We start from the raw sequence: 14462 nt of genomic DNA, 5'->3' as shown, positions 1-14462 counted from the left end.
TCTCGGCTGACCCGCGCTCGAATATCCGCCGGTTGGACAGCACGCCTAGGAAGTCGTCGGGCAAGGTCACAGACTTTTCAGAAGTTGGTCGTACTCACTATGCGGGCCGATCCAGAACCACACGACGGTGTCGGAGTCTTTGATGACCCCCAGGGCTCGCCAACCAATACCGACGCGCACCGAATAAACGGGCATTGACGTATTGACTTTCTTGAAGTCCAAGCCGGGATGGCGTGGATTCTGCTTCCATAAACGGTAGTTCTTTCTAGCCGTTTCCTTGACTCGCTCCGGCAACTTTCGGAACTGCGCCAGGAATTCCTGGGTCAGCTCAGATTTCATCGAAGCCCTTAGGCACTGTCTGACCTTGAGCGGACTGTCTCAACGCCTCTCGCGCCAGTTCCGACAACTTGTCTTGAGACTGCCGCAGAGCCGTTTGCCAGCCCAATTCATTCTCGATATCCCGGAGCCACTGATCGGCCATTTCGTCCTGAATCTCCGAAGGCAAGGCCGAGGCCCGCTGAATCACCTGCTCTAGACGTGTCATGCTGCGATGTCCCGGTTGCTTGTCAAAAAAACCGCGAGAAGGGTCTGGGCCAAGGTGACCCCTAGGCCCTTATTCCAACTGGCGCCCGCGCCGGTTCGAGTCTAAACCGGAGGCACATGGGCCGCCTCGGATCGCCGGCCAGGCTCTGCGGCAACGAAGAAAGTCCTGCGCCGCGCGGGTCGTCAGCCTATATCCGGCCATCGGCCTTCAGCGATTCCTTCGCCGCGCGCACGATCTCGTCCGGTGTCCGTTCGCTGATACCGCTGTTCTCGCCCTCGATCAGCGCACGGCGGATCGCTTCGATCTCCGCGCTGCGCTCCTGATCGCGCGGGATGAGGTCGCGGATGTATTCGCTGTCATTGGTGAAGCCCCCACGCGCGATGCGCGCCTTGACCCATGCGCCCTGCTGGTCGGTCAGTGTGATCGTCTTGCGGACCCTTCCCATGCTCATCTCCGTCGTGCAGCATGCCATACGATTGGTGCAGTGCGCATCACACCATAGCGAGCCGTTTGAGTCCTGGACCTCGACTTACGGGGTCATTTCCCCGCCAGCACCATCCTGTTGGAGCAAGTCCTCGATATCTTGCTTCCGGGACTCGAGCCCGAGTCGCTCGATTACGTGGTCCTCCGGGATCTCTGCCAGGAGCTTTTCGAGCGCGCTTTGCTCTGACTGAAGCAAGAGTTTTTCGACGTGGAGGTACTCAGACATTCGCTGCGACCTCTAACTCATTGGGCAAGATTCCCTTTTCGACAACGACCCGTCCCGAGAGTAGGTCTCCCATGAGAGCGGCCTTGAGCTCCTTTGCTTTGTGCAAGTAGGCGCGGTCGATTCGGTCCCGGTGAGTGAGAGCACCCAGCGTGCAGACGAGGTATTCCTGCTCTGCTCTCGGAGGAACCAGAACCGGCAGCGCTACCAGCTTTTCTAGAGGTAGGTGGGGAATCGTCGACTCGTGCGTCATCTTCTCCACGAAGCCACGATCCAGTTCGAATCGAAGGCTCATGAAGAACTGCATGTAATCCGTCGTGACCCTTGGGTCGGTCGCACGAAGCCTATGGAGAGCCTTCTGGTAGTAGCACTCGTCCAACTCTCCTCTCCAAACCGCACAACGCCCGATGAATCGGCCCTCACACGCGAGTAAGTCGCCGTCTTTCAAGCGATACTTTTGCTCGTCGTCGGTCGAGAAATGCATCGTCGCAACGTCGGAGAGATCAAAGCGGTCCCAATAGACGTTCTGATTCCGTAGGTAGGGCTTCTGATTCGGTCCAGCGCTGGCTGTAGGGCTCATCATCTTGCCGAGCTGCACATCGAAGACCTCACCGCAAGGAGTGACATCCCACTCCTTCGGAATCCAGCCCAGCGGCGATTCCTTGTAGAGCTGCGGAGCCTCCTCGCGCGGTGGCCTGAGCTGGCCGTCCGCAGTGACCCCTCGGGTGAAGAGGTCGTGCATCAGGCCGGCCTTGATCTGCTGCGTCTTGGCGAGGAGCGCTTCGGTCTGCTCGATGGCCTCGTCGACTGTCGAGAGGATTTCGGCGATGCGGTGCTGTTGCGGGAGTGGGGCCAGGCGAATCGGAGTACGGGAGATGGACTGGTAGGAAAGGCCGTACCTGGTGGAGCCGTTGGCGAGCCGACCGTAATAGCGAGCGGTGCCTGGAAGACCGAGCTGCTTGGCGAGGTAGACGGGATCGACCTTATCGCGATTCGGCTTGATCAGCGCAACGTGGTAACCACAGACGAGCTTCGGGACGTCGTCGACAACGACGGCGGGAATGCCGATATCGTCAGGGGTCTCCGAGTCCTTCGTGATCATGACGTCGCCACGCTCGATTCCAAAGCGCTGGATTTCGGCGGGCGTGGCCGTCGCCTCCATGAACTCGATATCTTCCGTGATGTACCCGCGCGAGTACACGTCCGTGTAGTTGCACAAACGAACCGGCTCTTCGCCCGGGTTGGATTTCTTGTCAACATTGCTGGAGCGGATCTCAGCAACGCGCTCCAGCGGTTCAGTGCGCCAATCACGCATAGCCAAGCTCTCCCAAGAATCCCTTCAGCTTGACCACCGCCACATTGCGACGCCGCTCGATGTCCACCTGGGCCTTCATCCCTCGACCTCCTTTGCCCAGGCGATGATTTTTTGCCGGAGTTCTTCCTTCGAGGGCAGGTAGAGCTGGTACTCCGCGGCGTGGATATTGCCCTTCGGTAGGGTGAGCTCTACCAGCGCATCCTTTTTCTTCTTGCACAGGATGATGCCGACCGTGGGCTGCTCGTCTTCGAGCTTGACGAATCGATCGAAGTAGTTGACGTACATCTGCATTTGGCCCAGATCCTGGTGGGTCAGCTCACCGATTTTCAGGTCCAGCAAGACATAGCAACGCAGCAAGCGATTGTAGAAGACCAGATCGACAAAGAAATGCTCCTCGTCGAAGGTGAAGCGCTTCTGCCGCGCTTCGAACAGAAATCCTTTGCCAAGCTCGAGGAGAAAATGCTCCAGCTTGTCGATGATCGCTGTTTCCAACTCGCGCTCGGAATAGCGGGTCTCCTCGCGCAGCCCGAGGAACTCGAGGACGTAGGGATTTTTCAGCATGTGCTCAGGCTTCTCGATGACCTGGCCTTCTCGGGCAAGAGCGCGCACGCCGTCCTTGTCCCGGCTTAGAGCCAAACGCTCGTAGAGACCGCTGCCGAACTGCCGGCGCAGCTCGCGCAGGGACCAGCCTTCATTCGTCGCCTCGATTTCGTAGAATGCCCTCTCGTCGGGATCCCGGATTCCCATCAAGAAGAGATAGTGCGACCAGCTCAGCGTCCAGGGCACGTCGGATTTCGCGAGCGCTGTCCGCGGAATCTCTACGGCAAGCGATTTCCCAGACAGCGTCTGGGAAATCGGCGATCGGTCCTGGTAGGCCAGGTAGAACCGGCGCATGTACTCCAGGTTGCTCCTGGAAAAACCGCGTCCAAACTCCTCCGTCAATACCTCGGACAGGTGCTTCAGTAATTCCTGACCGTATGCGGCGCGTTCTTCGCCTTCCTGCTCGTGCTCGACGATGAGCCGACCGATCTCGAAATTGGTGTGTACCTGAAGGGTATCGACAGCCCGGCCGGCCGCGTGCCGTGCCTTGGTGACGAGCTCGCGTATCTCGGGCAGTAGTATCTGAGCCTGAAGCGCAATATCAGACATAGCCAAGCTCCCCCAAGAAGCCCTTGACCTTCGCCGTAGCCGCATCGCGCCGCTCCTCGATGTCCGCCGCCGTCACGGCATACTTCGAGTGCAGGTTCTCCAGCGCCGCCAGGCACGCCCGTTGATCCGCGCGCAGATAGGAGGCGTAGGTTTGCACGAGCAGGCGATGCAGCCGGTCGAGGATGACCTTGCGCGCCTCAATGCGGTCGATCCTCTGACGGGCGGCCTCGACCAGCTCGTCCTGCTTCTTGTCGACAGTGCGCAGGTCGGCCTTGAGCTGCTTGGCCTCGTCCTCCAGTGACTTGTGTCGCGCGAGCTTGGTTTCCACGGCCACGGCCGCCTTCTCATATGCCTTGTGATCGCCGAGGTTTGGGTCGCGCTTGGCCAGTTTGGCCTCGCCCTTGAGCCGCTTGAGCTGGGCCTTGAGCGCCTTGACCTGATCGCCCGGCAGTGCTCCGACGTCGTCTTCGTCCTCGTAGTCCTCTTCGTCTGCGGAGGTGAAGAGCGCCGCAAGTTCGGCGAGACGGTTGCGCTTCTGCTCCATCTCCGCGAGCACCTCGGGGAACTGGCTTTGCAGAATGTCTTCATCGGGGATCAGCTCCGGTCCCCAGCCGCTGAACGCGATTGATTTCAGCTCCGGCTTGAAGATCTCGAAGTACCGAGCCAGGGCACCGCGCACTTGATGGCCTGTTAGAAGGTTTTGGCCGGCGAGCGCTTGCTCGATCGAGCTCATCAGCAAGCGACGAAGCTCGTACACGTTGCCCTTCTTTCCGTCGTTCGGGGCGAGCGCCTCGATCGCCGGGAGGTGTTTGTTCCACCAGTCTTCGAGGGTCGCGAGGAAGACCTCGTGGGCGGCCGCAACGCTCGTGTCGCCGTTCACGATGTCGGCCAGGGCGCGGCGATCGGTGACGGCGGGCGTGAAGTCGAGGTAAGTGCTGTCGTCTGATCGTGGCTGGAAGCAGCGCGCGCGGAGGTCCGGGTAGTTGGTCCAGAAGTGCTCGAGGGCGTCGATCTCGCGCTTGGGCACGCCGCCGTGGAGGTGCGCGCGCACGTCATGGGGCTCGGGCGGCGGTGCATTGTCCACGTAGCGTCGGATGTTGCAGTTGAAGTCCTCGCCCTCGATCTCCGCCACCGGAACGCGGCGGGCATAGCCGGGCAGCGCGTCGCGCTCGCCGCTGGTCAGCGTTCGGTAGGCATGGACGATGCGGGAGATGTCCTCGGCCCGCAGGAAGTTCTGCGCCTTGCCCTCGCGATAGTCGCGGTCGGCATTGATGAAGACGACGTGCTTGCGCGTCGGTGCGTCCTTCTTGTTCAGCACCAGAACGCAGGCGGGGATGCCGGTGCCGTAGAAGAGTCCGGCGGGCAGGCCGATGATCGCCTCCAGCCAGCCGCGCTCGATGAAGTGACGGCGGGTCTCGCGCTCCTCGCCGCCGCGGAAGAGGACGCCGTGGGGCATGACCGTGGCCATCTTGCCGTCGCCCTTGAGCACGGCGAGCATGTGCTGCACGAACATGAGGTCGGCCTTCTTGCCCTTCTCGGGGAGCCAGACGGCGAAGCGGCCAGGGTAGTCGATGTCCTTCTTGATGTAGTTCTGGCTGAAGGGCGGATTGGCGAGGACGCGGTCGTAGCGCTTGAGCTCGCCGTTCTCGTCCTTGTGCTGCGGGCGGCGGAGGGTGTCTTCCTGCCGGATGTCGGCGTGCGGGATGCCGTGCAGGAGCATGTTCATCTTGCAGATGGACCAGGTGGTGCCGATGCTCTCCTGGCCATAGAGCGAGAGGTCGCGCGGGTCGCCGCCGATCTCGCGGATGTAGTCGCGGGTCTGGATCAGCATGCCGCCCGAGCCGCAGGTGGGGTCGTAGACGCTCATGCCGGGCTGTGGCTCGACCACCTCGACCAGCGTGCGCACCACGTCTGCCGGCGTGTAGAACTCGCCGGCCTTCTTTCCGGCCGAGTCGGCGAAGAACTTGATCAGATATTCGTAGGCCGCGCCGAGCAGGTCCGGGAACTCGAAATTTTCGTCGCGCAGCGGGATCTTCTCGAAATTCTGGATGAAGTTCGACAGCGTGTCGTCGTCGAGGGTGCGCTGCCCGATCTTGCGGTTGAAGTTGATGTGCTTGAGCACGTCCTGCAGCGCATCGACGTTCGCGTCCTCCAACGCCTCGAGCGCCTCGTTGAGGTAGGTCCCCACGTTCGTCTTCTGATGCGCGACCCCCATGCGCTTCTTGACGGTCTTGTCGCCGTCCTTGAGCCCCACGAAGACGGGCTCGCCGTCAGGCGTCTTCGGATTCCAACGGGCCTCGAGCGGGACGAAGAAGGTGTATTGGTCGGGGTTGTCCAGCTGGATGGCGATCAGCGCGTCCGCCATGCCCCGCGCCTTGAGTGTCTTGGCGAGCTGGTCGCGCTCCTGGTCGAAGAGATCCGAGAGCCGCTTCAGGAACAGCATGCCGAAGATGTATTCCTTGTACTCCGAGGCATCCATGTTGCCGCGCAGGTCGTCGCAGGCGCGGAACAACAGGTTGGAGAGGTGGCTGAGGGTCAGTTTGGTCACAAAGGGTCCTTCTGGGCGATGAGGTGCCTTGCAGGCTGATGGCCGTGCTGTTGGGGAATGTCTTGCGGCCGGGCACCCGTCACCGGTTGCCGGGCTCGAGTGCAGCTCGGCCGCCCGGTAGATAGCGGTAGAGGGTTGACGGCGCCACGCGCAGGCGCGCGGCGACCTGCTCGACGGTAATCTCGGGATTGGCGAGGAGCGTCTTCGCCATCTCCAGATCGTCGGTGCCGAGTGAGCGCGGTCGTCCGCCCACCCGGCCTCGCGAGCGCGCCGACGCGAGCCCGGCGCGCGTCCGTTCCCGGATCATGGCCCGCTCGAATTCGGCGAGTGCGCCGAAGAGGTGAAAGACCAGCTTGCCGCCGGCACTGGTCGTGTCGATGGCTTCCGTCAGCGAGCGGAAGCCGATGCCCCGGGCATCGAGTGTCTCGACGGTTTCGATCAACTGCTTGAGCGACCGCGCCAAGCGGTCCAGTTTCCAGACCACCAGGGTGTCACCGGGGCGCATGTACTCCAGCGCGCGAGCCAGCTCCGGTCGGTCGCGTTGCGCGCCCGAGGCCTTTTCGAGGAACTGTTTCTGACAGCCAGCCTGGGTCAGGACATCGAGCTGTGGCTGGAGGTTCTGCTCTTGGGTGGAAACGCGAGCATAGCCGACGAGCATGCCGGCGGTCGGCGAGGCAACCGGAGCGTTGAGACTTGGTGACTCCTTGGGCGACGAGCTCCTGAGTGATTCGTCGATCCCAGCCTGCCAAGCGGCACGGCAACGTGGAGTCCAGCCGGCAACGGCCTCCGGTATGGGGATAGGAAAACCAGCCGCAAGTCGATCGGCAAAGCGCTGCGCGCAGCGCCGCCCAATGTCCCGAGCGGCGGCGAGTCTCCCGTGAGCGGGCAAACTGAAATCGATGTCCCTAAAATCCAGGTCCGGCATGCGCATCCCTCTAAACTGGTCAGGATGCTACGTTTTGAGACCTAGGGTTTCAAGAGACGCTTTCGGGGCGCTCGACGACTGTTCTGCCGCCTGATCCGGGGCAATCGGGACGACTTCCCGAAAACGGTCGTTTCTGCGGGATGGCGGACGATAGTGCCGTTCGCGTCCTGATCTCAGAGTCGAGCCTGAAACGCGATCAGCCTCAACGCTCCGCGGATGGACCCAATTCAGCTTGGGCCAAATAGGCCGACGCCTTGCGGAGCATCTCGTTGGCCTGGCGGAGTCGAAGGACTGCACGCTTCAGCTCGGCGATGCGCTCACGGGCATCTGCCATGCCGTCCTTCCCGGGTCCCTGCTCGTATCGACGAACCCAGCGGCGCAAGGTCTCGACAGCGCAGCCGATTTCGGGCGCGAGGGCGGTGATGGCCGCATACTGCGACGGGTGCTCAGACTGTTGTTGAAGCACCAAGCGCGCGGCGCGCTCGCGGTCTTCGGGTGAGAACCTCACTGGTGTGTCACGCATTCCGGTCTTCGCAGGGTTGGAGCTCGGGGGAACAGCTCTTTCCGACGGCGTAGCCCCCGGCGACCTAGCTGCCGTGGGGGTCGGACGTCAGGCCAAGCCTAGATACTACGTATTTCGTAGTATGCGGACCAGCAAATCTAACAAGAATGTCGGAGCTCACGTCGAAATGAGATCGCACCGTGAGCCATCCGTCCGACAGCACATGCCCAGCGCCCCGCCGTCTGCGCGAGGCACGGGAAAGAATGGGACTCTCACAACGCAAGCTCGGTGTGCTCGCCGGGCTTGATCCTTCTGTTGCGAGTAAGCGGGTCAACCGCTACGAGCAAGGCATCCACCTTCCTGACTACTCCACACTTACGGCGCTCGCCCGCGTCCTTGGTCGGCCTGTCGCGTACTTCTATGCGGATAGCGAAGCACTGGCGGTATGGATCGAGGGCTTTGTTGAGCCAGGCAGCGACGATGGCCATTAGCTGGTCGCTTTGTGTCTGACGGGGCGTCCCACCTCTCTGCGCGATTCGATCCAGGCTCGGTCTAAGACCAAGTGCGCGCCCCTGAGAGCGCGGTCTCATTGATGAGTGCCCTGAGTGAGGAGGTTGGCGCTTCGTCCGTACGCCAGTCTCCGAATCGATCCCGCTTGTGCCTTCGCAGCAAACCCGAGCCGCAACTTGGCTTTCGTATGCCTGCGCCGGCTTGTTCCACGTTCAGTGGCAAGAAGACGCGGTTATGGGAACATTCACATAACCGTGTTTACCGGACGCTCGGGTCGGATGGGCCACTGACGGCTCCTGGGACAATTCGGTCCGCCGGGGTCCCAGTGGATCCGCCGAGATCATCGCAACGCCTACATCGTTCGTAGGTCGACCGCCATAACTCATGGCGCCTACCCGTCGCCCGCCGGCCGGAACTTGGGGAGCAACCTCGCGGCCGCGACTTTGGGAGGCAGCCGGTCGTAACGCCGATAGTGCTCGCATGAGTGTCGAAGGGGTTTACTCCGCGAGCTAGACCTCAACGAGGGCTCGACCAAGGCGATCTGACTGCAACTTTTCCCTACCCGCAGCGACTCGTCGATAAGTCAGAACCATCAGAAAAGCAATTGGCAGGGACGAAGTCGGCAAGTCAGAACCGCCAGCGCAGAAGCGTCAGAACCTCCGGAATCGAGCGTCAACATCACCAGCACCTTCAAAGTGGCAGGTGCCGCAATAGTTGGACATGCGCTGGATATAGCGCCCGCTCGCCACATAGGGCTTGGTGCCGAGCCGGCCGCCGTCCGCGAATTGGGACATGCCTAGGGTATTCGGTGCCTCCACCCACTCGACCGCGTCGACATAGACGGCCAGGTACCAGGCGTGCATCTGGCGCGGCTCGACGCCCAGCAGCAGCCCGCAGAGTCCGGTGACCATGAGGCGCTGGATGTGATGGGCATAGCCGGTACGGAGCGTCTGGCCGAGCGCCTCGCGCAGGCAGACCATCTCGGTCTCGCCCGTCCAGTAGAAGCCCGGCAAGGGCTGATGGGCATCCAGGGCATTCTCATCCAGCAGACCCGGCATGCTCGCCCAGTAGAGGTGCCGAACGTACTCGCGCCAGCCGAGGATCTGGCGGACGAAGCCCTCCACGGCGTTGAGCGGCGCCCGGCCCGCGTCGAAGGCCGCAACGGCGGCGTCCAAGACCTCACGCGGGTCGAGCAGCTTCAGGTTGAGCGCGGCCGCGAGCTGCGAATGGTAGAGCCAGGACTCGCCGACCCACATGGCGTCCTGGTAGTCGCCAAAACCAGGGAGACGCAGGTCGATGAAGTCAGCGAGCGCCTCCAGGGCCTGCTCGCGCGTGACTGGCCAAGCGAAGGCGTCAAGATCGCCCGGGTGGTCCGCGAAGCGCCTCTCGACAAGCTCCAAGACCTGGCGCGTCAGGGTATCCGGCGGGAAGCCGCAACGCCCGGGCAGGATGCCTGGACCTGATTTGGGAAAGGCACGCCTGTTCTGCTTGTCCAGATTCCACTCGCCGCCGACAGGCTCGCCGGACGCCGTCAGATAGCCGGACTTGCGCCGCATCTCGCGATAGAAGTGCTCCATCACCCATTGCTTGCGGCCGCTCTGCCAGCGGTCGAAGTCGGCATGCGTCGTCAGGAAGTGGCTGTCGTCGAGGATCCGCAGGGGGACGCGCATCTCGGCGCAGGCATGCTCGACGATGCGGGCGACGCCATACTCGCCGGCCTCGACCATCCGGACGCTCTGGGGTTGGTGCCGCTCGATCGCGGCTCTCAGCGCGGCACCGAGATCCGGGTGCGCGTGCCTCTCGAGGGCCTGGTAATCGACCTGCCAGCCGCGCTCGCGCAGCCTTTCCGCGAAGTGGCGCATGGCGGAGAGAAAGAGCGCGATCCGCGCCTTGTGCGACCAGACCTTGGTCGACTCCTCAGCTACCTCGGCCATCCAGACGCAGTCGTCGGCCCAAGGTCCGTCGGCTAGGACAGGCGAGCCGAGATCCAGCTGGTCGCCCAGTACCAGGAGTGAGATGGCGCAGGCTCACCCCGCCGCGCTCCGTGCCCGACGGCAGCGCTCGGAGCAATAGCGCACGGACTCCCAGTCGCGTGCCCACTTGCGCTGCCAGGCGAAGGGACGCCCACAAAGGACACAGACCTTGATGGGGAGGTGCGGCTTGGCATGCGCCATCAGAGCGGCATCTCCGTCTGCGGAGACGCGGCGGCCGAGCGTCGCGCCCCGCGCTTGCGGCTACCATGACGCGCGTAGATGCGCCGCCCCTCCTCGCGCGCGCCCGCCTCGCGCCGTTTGGCCTGGAGACGCTGGCGCGCCTGCCGCGCCGCGGCCTCGTGATCGACCAGGGGCGCCGGGTAGTCCGCGCCGATCCGGCAGCCGGCGGCCGCTTGCACCTCGGCCGGCATCCGCCAGGGGGTGTGGATCCAGTCGACGGGGACCCTCCGCAGCTCCGGGACCCACTCGCGAATGAAGCGGCCCTCGGGGTCCTGATCCTGCGACTGCTTCACCGGGTTGTAGATCCGCATGGCATTGATGCCTGTGACGCCGGACTGCATCTGCGCCTGGCTGTAGTGGATGCCCGGCTCGTAATCGACGAAGAGCCGCGCCAGGTGCAGCGCCGGCTCGCGCCAGTGCAGCCAGTAGTGGTAGCTCGCGACCGACATCAGCATGGCGCGCATGCGGAAGTTGATCCAGCCGGTGGTGATCAGGGCACGCATGCAGGCGTCGACCAGGGGCCAGCCCGTCTCGCCCTCGGCCCAGGCCGCCAGCCGCTCCGGATCCGGCCGGGGATCGCGCAGGCCATCCATGGCGCGCTGCAGGTTCTCGAACTCGATGCGCGGCTCGCTCTCCAGCTTCTGGATGAAGTGGCAGTGCCAATGAAGCCGCCCCTCGAAGGCGTCGAGGGCACGCCCCCAGGGCACCCGGGAGGGCTCGGCCTTGACCTGGGCGCGACGGCGCCGTGTCACCTGCACGACCTCACGCATCGACAAGGCCCCGTAGGCTAGGTAGGGACTCAGGCGCGAGCAGCCGTCGAAGGCCGTCAGCGGGCTGGATATCTGCTGGTGATAGCGCCCGCCGCGCTGGCGCAGAAAGCTCCTCAGCACGGCCTCACCGGCCTTGCGTCCGCCGGGCTGCCGGCCTGGACAGGGGTCCTCGGCCAGGCTCGCGTCGGGCCGCTCCGGGATCACGCCAGGGTCCACACCCAAAATCCTCGTCAGCCGTTCGGGCGGCTTGCAGCAGGCCTGGCGCATCAGGGCCTCCCACTGCCTGGACCAGAGGTTGCGGTCGAGCCGTCCGCGCACCACCCCGTGCTGACGCGCCTCGTGCCAGGGGATCCCGGCCTCCCTCAGGTAGGCAGCGACCGCGCGGTCACGGGCGAAAGTCCAGCCGTTGCCCGTCTCAGCGTGGGACCAAACGGCGGCGACTGGGTGATGCCGAATCAGCGCGCGCAGCACCTCGACGGCCTTACCCTGACGCACGACCAAGGGCTGACCGAGCGCGGCGAGTGCGTCGCCAAGCTCGACCAGGCATTCGCGGATGAACGCCCAATGGCGCAGCGCCATATCCGGCTGCCGCCACAGCTCCGGCTCGACGATATAGAGGGGCAGCACGGGTCCCGCCTCGGCCGCCCGGGCCAGGGGCTCATGGTCATGGGTGCGCAAGTCGCGCTTCAGCCAGACCAGCTGAATGGGTGTCTCTAACGACATGGGCGGAATCCGGTCAGGGAGCCGGCCCCAGCCTGGGCCGGCGGATAGCCGTGCTCAGCCGAAGCGGCGCAGGCTGCTCATGCCGCCGTCAGGCCGCAGGACTTGTCCGGTCATCCAGCTCGACTCGGGCGAGAGGAGAAAGGCGGCCGTCGCGGCGATGTCCTCGGGCCTCCCGACACGACCGAGCGGATGGCGCTCCGCCGCCCCTTGCCGCTGGCGATCCGTCTTCAGCAGACTGGCGGCGAGCGGGGTCTGCGTCAGGGAGGGCGCGATGGCGTTGACGCGAATGCCGGGCGCAAGCTCGGCCGCGAGGGAGCGGGTCAGGCCCTCGACCGCGCCCTTGGCCGCCGCGATGGAGGCATGCATCGGCATCCCGAGGGACACCGCAACCGTCGAGAAGAGCAGGATGCTCGCGTCTCCCCCGGCCTTGAGCGCGGGCAGCGCGGCCCGGATGGCCCGCACGGCGCCGAGCAGATTCAGCTCGAAGTCCTCGCGGAAGGCGGCGTCGCTCAGACGTCCGAAGGGGGCGAGACGGATACTCCCCGGACAGTAGACCAGACCGCTGAGCGCCTCCGGCAGGGCCTCGTCCGGAAAGGGTCCTGCCGTCGCATCCCAGTGGATATGCCGCTCGTCTGAGGCATCGGCGGACGAGCGCGAGGCCGTCCAGATTTCATGACGCTCGGAGAGCGTCTCGGTCAGGGCGCGGCCGATGCCGCTGGTCGCGCCAATGATGAGAATTCCAGTCATTGATCTGCGTCCGGGCAGGATCTCGGCCGGGTCGACGGGCCGAGAGAATCTTTTCAAAACCTGGACATTGTGATCCTGACCGACTTTTCAAACGCCAGCCGGAGGCGACAGGATGCATGCGTCACTTGGGCTGCAGCCTGCCTTGCCCCCCAGCCAACCCTATACCGAATATGCCTTTCAGGTGCCGCGCCAAGGCTTTCACGGCACAATAGCGCCGCGAGAATCCATCGCGATCCGTTTCCACTCGTCTCGAATCAGTCACCAACGGGAGGCCTGATGCCAACCGCGCGCAATCGCTCACTCACCCGACTGCTCGTCGCATTCTCCGCGCTGCTGCTCCCCGGCCTGGCCCTCGCATCGGTCGGCGCCAACCACCTCGACCTCACCACGACATGGGTGGGCTATACCGCCATCATCATCTTCGTCATTGCCTACGGACTGGTCATGACGGAGGAGTTTACGCACCTCCGCAAGTCGAAGCCGGTCGTGCTGGCGGCAGGCATCATCTGGATTCTCATCGCCCTCTTTTACACGACGCACCACGGCGACTCCAAGGCGGTCGGCGAGGCCGTGCGTCACAACATCCTGGAGTTCGCCGAGCTCTTCCTCTTCCTGCTCGCGGCCATGACCTACATCAACGCCATGGAAGAGCGCAACGTCTTCGAGGCTCTGCGTGTCTGGCTGGTGCGCAGCGGCTACGGCTACCGCAAGCTGTTCTGGATAACCGGCTTCCTGGCCTTCTTCATCTCGCCCGTGGCGGACAACCTGACCACGGCACTCCTCATGTGCGCCGTGGTGATGGCCGTCGGCGCGGAGAGCAGGCGCTTCGTCGCGCTCGGCTGCATCAATATCGTCGTAGCCGCGAACGCGGGCGGGGCCTTCAGCCCCTTCGGCGACATCACCACGCTGATGGTGTGGCAGAAGGGCGTCATCGACTTCCAGACCTTCTTCCTGCTGTTTCTCCCATCGCTGGTGAACTATGTGGTCCCGGCCTATTTCATGTACCGCGCCGTCCCGGACGAGACCCCGCCGCCGCAAGAAGAGGACGTCCACATGAAGCGCGGGGCGCGGCGTATCGTGCTGCTCTTCCTCGCCACCATCACCACCGCCGTGTGCGTGCACAACTTCCTGCATCTGCCGCCGGTGCTCGGCATGATGACCGGCCTGGCCTATCTGAAGATCTTCGGCTACTACCTGGGCCGAACCGGGGAGCTCGCCACCGTCAAGGCGGGCGCTGTCGAGGACACCATGCCCTTCGACATCTTCAATAAGATCGCCCGCGCCGAGTGGGACACCCTGCTCTTCTTCTACGGCGTCGTGCTCTGCGTCGGCGGACTGGGATTCATCGGCTACCTCGGGCTGGTCTCCGAGCTGGCCTATGTCGACCTGGGCGCCACCGCGGCCAATACCCTGGTCGGCATCCTCTCGGCCATCGTCGACAACATCCCGGTGATGTTCGCCGTCCTCACCATGAATCCGGACATGTCGCAGGGCCAATGGCTCTTGGTCACCCTGACCGCAGGCGTCGGCGGCAGCCTGCTCTCCATCGGCTCGGCGGCGGGCGTCGCGCTCATGGGTCAGACGCGCGGCATCTACACCTTCTTCGAGCACCTGCGCTGGACCAAGTACATCGCGCTCGGCTACTTCGCGAGCATCCTCACGCACCTGATCGTCAACTTCTGGACCTTCTCGATTCCGGCAAGCGGGGGGTAAGCCGCCAGCCGCCAGCCGCCAGCCGCCAGCCGCCAGCCGCCAGCCGCCAGCCGCCAGCGCTACGAGACAATGCGCCCCAGAAGGGCGCAATGTCTTG

15 protein-coding genes and 1 pseudogene are annotated in these 14462 nt (G+C 63.9%); 3 read left to right on the top strand and 13 right to left on the bottom strand.

Annotation, left to right across the window (positions count from 1 at the left end):
• Positions 1-66: 66 nt before the first annotated feature.
• The 8 genes from G3446_RS12820 to G3446_RS12785 all read right to left on the bottom strand — a co-directional run bounded on the left by G3446_RS12820 (position 67) and on the right by G3446_RS12785 (position 7710).
• A complete protein-coding gene (locus G3446_RS12820; protein ID WP_164453230.1) occupies positions 67-339 on the bottom strand; it encodes a type II toxin-antitoxin system RelE family toxin in 273 nt (90 codons plus the stop codon).
• A complete protein-coding gene (locus G3446_RS12815) occupies positions 329-544 on the bottom strand; it encodes a hypothetical protein (RefSeq protein WP_164453229.1) in 216 nt (71 codons plus the stop codon). Before G3446_RS12815 ends, G3446_RS12820 begins: the two co-directional genes overlap by 11 nt.
• Positions 545-731: 187 nt before the next feature.
• Entirely contained in the window at positions 732-989 is a 258-nt protein-coding gene (locus G3446_RS12810) for a type II toxin-antitoxin system ParD family antitoxin (protein ID WP_164453228.1), read from the bottom strand.
• A 256-nt stretch (positions 990-1245) separates the two neighbouring features.
• Entirely contained in the window at positions 1246-2565 is a 1320-nt protein-coding gene (locus tag G3446_RS12805) for a restriction endonuclease subunit S (protein WP_164453227.1), read from the bottom strand.
• Positions 2566-2640: 75 nt separating this feature from the next.
• Positions 2641-3714 (bottom strand): PDDEXK nuclease domain-containing protein, encoded by a 1074-nt coding sequence (locus G3446_RS12800; RefSeq protein ID WP_164453226.1) that lies wholly within the window; start codon positions 3712-3714, stop codon positions 2641-2643.
• The gene (locus G3446_RS12795) at positions 3707-6262 is read right to left on the bottom strand and encodes an N-6 DNA methylase (protein WP_164453225.1); all 2556 of its coding nucleotides are present in this window, start codon (positions 6260-6262) and stop codon (positions 3707-3709) included. The genes G3446_RS12800 and G3446_RS12795 overlap by 8 nt, the downstream gene beginning before the upstream one ends.
• Before the next feature lie 79 nt (positions 6263-6341).
• Positions 6342-6920, bottom strand: a complete 579-nt coding sequence (locus G3446_RS12790; RefSeq protein WP_164453224.1) for a recombinase family protein — start codon at positions 6918-6920, stop codon at positions 6342-6344.
• A gap of 469 nt (positions 6921-7389) precedes the next feature.
• Entirely contained in the window at positions 7390-7710 is a 321-nt protein-coding gene (locus tag G3446_RS12785) for a transposase (protein ID WP_164453223.1), read from the bottom strand.
• A 179-nt stretch (positions 7711-7889) separates the two neighbouring features.
• Here G3446_RS12785 and G3446_RS12780 point away from each other — a divergent pair, with 179 nt between their 5' ends.
• A complete protein-coding gene (locus G3446_RS12780; RefSeq protein WP_342450108.1) occupies positions 7890-8180 on the top strand; it encodes a helix-turn-helix domain-containing protein in 291 nt (96 codons plus the stop codon).
• Positions 8181-8849: 669 nt separating this feature from the next.
• Here the strand turns inward: G3446_RS12780 and G3446_RS29165 are convergent.
• Positions 8850-9179, bottom strand: a complete 330-nt coding sequence (locus G3446_RS29165; protein ID WP_425338400.1) for a hypothetical protein — start codon at positions 9177-9179, stop codon at positions 8850-8852.
• Between G3446_RS29165 and G3446_RS29160 the strand changes: the two genes are divergently transcribed.
• On the top strand, positions 9126-9662 hold the full coding sequence (locus G3446_RS29160) for a hypothetical protein (RefSeq protein WP_425338399.1): 537 nt from the start codon (positions 9126-9128) through the stop codon (positions 9660-9662). The genes G3446_RS29165 and G3446_RS29160 overlap by 54 nt on opposite strands.
• On the opposite strand, the pseudogene G3446_RS29155 reads toward G3446_RS29160, so the two are convergent.
• From G3446_RS29155 to G3446_RS12760, 4 genes and pseudogenes are all read right to left on the bottom strand, one after another.
• Positions 9552-10202 (bottom strand): annotated as a pseudogene (locus tag G3446_RS29155) (cryptochrome/photolyase family protein); the annotation flags it as partial. The gene G3446_RS29160 and the pseudogene G3446_RS29155 overlap by 111 nt on opposite strands.
• A 24-nt stretch (positions 10203-10226) precedes the next feature.
• Positions 10227-10373, bottom strand: coding sequence for a DUF2256 domain-containing protein (locus tag G3446_RS12770; RefSeq protein WP_164453221.1), 147 nt, complete (start codon positions 10371-10373; stop codon positions 10227-10229).
• Positions 10373-11905: an FAD-binding domain-containing protein gene (locus tag G3446_RS12765; RefSeq protein WP_164453220.1), complete on the bottom strand. Its 1533-nt coding sequence runs from the start codon at positions 11903-11905 to the stop codon at positions 10373-10375. The genes G3446_RS12770 and G3446_RS12765 overlap by 1 nt, the downstream gene beginning before the upstream one ends.
• Positions 11906-11959: 54 nt before the next feature.
• The gene (locus tag G3446_RS12760) at positions 11960-12652 is read right to left on the bottom strand and encodes an SDR family NAD(P)-dependent oxidoreductase (RefSeq protein ID WP_164453219.1); all 693 of its coding nucleotides are present in this window, start codon (positions 12650-12652) and stop codon (positions 11960-11962) included.
• Between the two features lie 276 nt (positions 12653-12928).
• On the opposite strand from G3446_RS12760, the gene nhaD reads away from it, so the two are divergent.
• On the top strand, positions 12929-14365 hold the full coding sequence (gene nhaD, locus G3446_RS12755; RefSeq protein WP_164453218.1) for a sodium:proton antiporter NhaD: 1437 nt from the start codon (positions 12929-12931) through the stop codon (positions 14363-14365).
• The last annotated feature ends 97 nt before the right edge of the window (positions 14366-14462 follow it).

This window comes from Thiorhodococcus minor (assembly GCF_010820565.1).
Classification (GTDB): Bacteria; Pseudomonadota; Gammaproteobacteria; order Chromatiales; family Chromatiaceae; genus Thiorhodococcus; species Thiorhodococcus minor.
Note: the sequence above shows the minus strand (reverse complement) of the source record. Positions and strands in the feature narration are given on the sequence as shown.